The organism is Rhodoferax sp. (assembly GCF_018063565.1).
GTDB lineage: Bacteria > Pseudomonadota > Gammaproteobacteria > Burkholderiales > Burkholderiaceae_C > Rhodoferax.
In genome coordinates this window covers 1-3,650 of sequence record NZ_JAGPBB010000169.1, presented here as the reverse complement: position 1 = coordinate 3,650, position 3,650 = coordinate 1, and the positions used below count along the sequence as shown (strand labels likewise).

The following is a 3,650-nucleotide window of genomic DNA, read 5'->3' as shown; positions in this document are numbered from 1 at the left end:
ATGGCAGGCGCTGGTACCCATCATTCTGATGGCCTCGGTCATCGGAGCCGTGGTCGGAATCGCCATGAAGTTTTCGAGTGGTTTGCGCGAAGGAGGCTACGTGCCCTTTGGCCCATTTCTGGCAGGTGCCGGGTTGACCGTGATGGTGACCGGGCCCCAGGCATTACTTCAGGCAGTGGGGCTGTAGACGGTGTCGCGTGCCTTCAAGCTTGGCCTGACTGGCGGTATTGGCAGTGGCAAAAGCACTGTTGCTGCGCTTTTGGCAAACCTGGGGGCCAAAGTGCTGGATGCCGACGCCATTTCGCGGACGGTCACAGCACCCGGTGGTTTGGCCATCGAGCCCGTACGACAGGGCTTTGGCCAGGAGTTCATAGCCAGTGATGGCGCAATGGATCGAGGCCGGATGCGCGCACTGGTTTACGAGGATCCCGACGCCCGTCGCCGACTGGAGGCGATCATCCACCCTCTGGTTCAGCAGGAGATCTGGCGTCTGGCGAGCGAATCGGAGGCGGCCGGTGTGCCGTGCCTGGTGTTTGATGTGCCCCTGCTGGTGGAGTCTGCCTTCTGGCGCCAGCGCGTGGACAAAGTTCTGGTGATTGACTGTAGCGCCGAGACACAAATCAGCCGGGTGCAGACGCGCAGCGGCCTGAGTCGCCCCGCCATCGAAGCGATCATTGCCGCCCAAGCCAGCCGGTCTGAACGCCTGGCCATTGCAGATGCGGTGATACTCAATGACGGCATCACGTTTGAGGCATTGGACGCCAGGGTGCGGGCGCTGGCACCCGGCTTCGGGCTATGATTACCCTACCCATTTGACCCCGACATTAGCGTGATCCTCTACGAATACCCTCTGCACGAACGCATCCGCACCTATTTGCGGCTGGAACATCTGTCAATACGTCTGCATCAGTTGGCCTCGCGGATCGATGACCTTGACCATCATTTCGCGCTTGCCACCCTGTTTGAGATCATGGATGTGGCCGCCCGGGCAGACCTCAAATCCGATGTGCTGAAAGACCTGGACAAACAGCGCCATGTCCTTGATGGCTACCGAGGCAATCCGGCGATTGCGGAATCGGTGCTGGATCAGGTCGTCGGTGAGCTAGACGCATGTTTTGAAGCACTGAACCACCAGGCAGGCAAAGCCGGGCAGTCGCTGACTGAAAACGACTGGTTGATGAGTATCCGCAGTCGCATCTGTATTCCTGGGGGTACCTGCGAGTTTGATCTGCCCTCTTACTATGCCTGGCAACACAAGACCGGAGTCAGCCGCCAGGCCGACCTGAACCAGTGGATCGGCACATTGAGCCCGCTGGCAGATGCGGTGCACCTGCTGCTGAAACTTCTGCGAGACTCCGGTACGCCGCAAAAAGTCATGGCAGTCGGTGGGCAGTTTCAGCAAAACCTGCCATCGGGCCGGACGTTTTTGCTGGTTCGTCTGGCGCTGGAGGTATCACAACAGCTGATACCGGAGATCAGTGGTAACCGCCTGATGGTGTCCGTGCGTTTGATGCGCCAGGGTGACGACCACCGGATACAGGCGGTGAACGAGGACGTGGCTTTTGAATTGGCACTTTGCTCATGACCATGACCACAAGCGATTTCTTATCAGGCGAGCGTTGGGTCCGTTGCCCCAATTGTGCCGGCCCGAGTCTTTATGCACCCGCCAACCTGCATCGTCCATTTTGTTCGGAGCGCTGCAAGCAGGCCGATCTGGGTGCTTGGGCGAGTGAGCAGTTTGTCGTGGCCGCAGACGCTTCGCCCGCTGATCCATCGACACAATCAAGCATTCATTGAGCATAAAAACACCCTCTAGCGCAATATGCTCAACGGTTTGTAGCTTCTATATATGTAGCTCCTGAAAAACAGCACTCTTGTGCCAACCACTGCAAGACCGGCACTGTTCCCGGCAGGACCGGATCGACAGATACCGGCAAGTTTTGCCAGGCATAGGTCTGCGACTCGCGCATTTGCAACTCACCCGCCCAGTGGTACACCTTGCAGAAATGCAGTTTGACCAAGGCATGTGGGTAATCAACCAGTTCTTCGTGCCAACGCTCAACGGCACCGATCTCAATGCCCAGTTCCTCCTGCAGTTCACGCCTCAGGGCCGCTTCGACGGACTCTCCCGGTTCAAGTTTGCCACCGGGAAACTCCCAATAGCCGGCATACACCTTGCCCTGAGGCCGGGAGGTCAATAAAAAGTCGCCGTCAGGCCGTATCAAAACCCCAACGGCCACATCCACCACTTTCCGATCAGGTCCGCCACTGCGGGTGACCTGCCCATCAGCAATCAGCGGCTGACGCGTCACGGTCAGGCCCCAAGCGCATGCTGCCCGGCGTAGTCGCGGGCAAACTGGTAAGCGACACGTCCACTGCGCGAGCCGCGCTCAAGTGCCCACACCAGTGCCTGAGGCCGGGCCAACTCTATTGCCGTACTGCCGACACCAAAAGCACCGAGCCACTGGGCAACAATTGCGAGGTACTCGTCCTGGGAGAAAGGATAAAAACTGACCCAGAGGCCAAACCGCTCAGAGAGCGATATTTTTTCTTCGATCACTTCGCCCGGATGAACTTCACCGTCATCCGAATGGGTGAAGGTCAAATTTTCCTTCATGTACTCCGGCAGCAGGTGACGGCGGTTGCTGGTGGCGTAAATCAGAACATTCGGGGTGGTGGCAGCCACCGAGCCATCAAGAATCGACTTCAGCGCCTTGTAGCCTGGCTCACCGTCCTCAAAACTCAGGTCGTCGCAGAAGACAATGAACTTTTCAGACCGCTCACTGACAAGATCAACGATGTCGGGCAAATCGGTCAGGTCGGCCTTGTCCACCTCGATCAAACGCAGGCCTCGCGCGGCATATTCGTTGAGGCAGGCACGTATCAGCGACGACTTGCCGGTTCCACGCGCGCCGGTCAACAAGACGTTGTTGGCCAGCTGACCACGGACAAACTGCAGTGTGTTTCGCTGGATCTTGTCCTTCTGCCCATCGATTTCTTTCAGGTCCGCCAATCGCATGGCACCAATGTGTCGTACTGGCTCCAGACTGCTGCGTCCAGCGCTACGTTTTCGATAACGGTAAGCGCTTGAAGCGGACCAGTCGGGCTGGCTCAATGCTTGAGGCAGCGTGGCCTCAAGCCTGTGCATCAGCTGCTCGGCGCGTTGCAGCAAATGCTCAAACGCCGCGTTCATGACCGATAGTCGGCATTAATCGTGACGTATTCGTGGCTGAGATCACAGGTCCACACCGTATCGGACGCGTTACCGCGGCCAAGTACCACGCGCACGGCAATCTCGCTTTGTCGCATCACCCGCTGGCCATCTTCTTCGCGGTAATCCGGGTTGCGCCCTCCCTGACGGGCCACCAGCACATCGTCGAGGTACAAATCGATGCGGGCCTGGTCAAGATCTGCAATGCCTGCGTAACCGACAGCAGCCAGAATTCGGCCAAGGTTTGGATCGCTTGCAAAAAAAGCAGTTTTCACCAGGGGTGAATGGGCGATGGCATACGCCACTTGACGACACTCGGCCGCGTTGTGACCACCGTCGACCCGTATGGTGATAAATTTTGTAGCCCCTTCACCATCCCGGACAATGGCTTGCGCCAGTTTTCTTGCGACCTCCAGCATCGCCGCACGCAGCGCCAGCC

General features: G+C 58.2%; 6 protein-coding genes and 1 pseudogene. 4 read left to right on the top strand and 3 right to left on the bottom strand.

Annotation, left to right across the window (positions count from 1 at the left end; translation table 11 throughout):
* The 4 genes and pseudogenes from KBF66_RS19130 to KBF66_RS19115 form a co-directional block, all read left to right on the top strand.
* Window positions 1-187 (top strand): annotated as a pseudogene (locus tag KBF66_RS19130) (prepilin peptidase); the annotation flags it as partial.
* Window positions 188-190: 3 nt separating this feature from the next.
* Window positions 191-799, top strand: a complete 609-nt coding sequence (gene coaE, locus KBF66_RS19125; protein ID WP_296661298.1) for a dephospho-CoA kinase — start codon at window positions 191-193, stop codon at window positions 797-799.
* Between the two features lie 30 nt (window positions 800-829).
* A complete protein-coding gene (gene zapD, locus KBF66_RS19120) occupies window positions 830-1,585 on the top strand; it encodes a cell division protein ZapD (protein ID WP_296661297.1) in 756 nt (251 codons plus the stop codon).
* Window positions 1,582-1,797 (top strand): DNA gyrase inhibitor YacG, encoded by a 216-nt coding sequence (locus KBF66_RS19115; protein ID WP_296661296.1) that lies wholly within the window; start codon window positions 1,582-1,584, stop codon window positions 1,795-1,797. Before zapD ends, KBF66_RS19115 begins: the two co-directional genes overlap by 4 nt.
* Window positions 1,798-1,826: 29 nt before the next feature.
* Here KBF66_RS19115 and KBF66_RS19110 read toward each other — a convergent pair whose 3' ends face one another.
* From KBF66_RS19110 to KBF66_RS19100, 3 genes are all read right to left on the bottom strand, one after another.
* Window positions 1,827-2,312: an NUDIX domain-containing protein gene (locus KBF66_RS19110; protein WP_296661294.1), complete on the bottom strand. Its 486-nt coding sequence runs from the start codon at window positions 2,310-2,312 to the stop codon at window positions 1,827-1,829.
* 2 nt (window positions 2,313-2,314) lie between these two features.
* Window positions 2,315-3,193, bottom strand: a complete 879-nt coding sequence (locus KBF66_RS19105) for an ATP-binding protein (RefSeq protein WP_296661293.1) — start codon at window positions 3,191-3,193, stop codon at window positions 2,315-2,317.
* Window positions 3,190-3,650: bifunctional ornithine acetyltransferase/N-acetylglutamate synthase (locus KBF66_RS19100; protein WP_296661291.1), on the bottom strand; the 461-nt coding region annotated here is incomplete at its 5' end. The genes KBF66_RS19100 and KBF66_RS19105, both read right to left, overlap by 4 nt.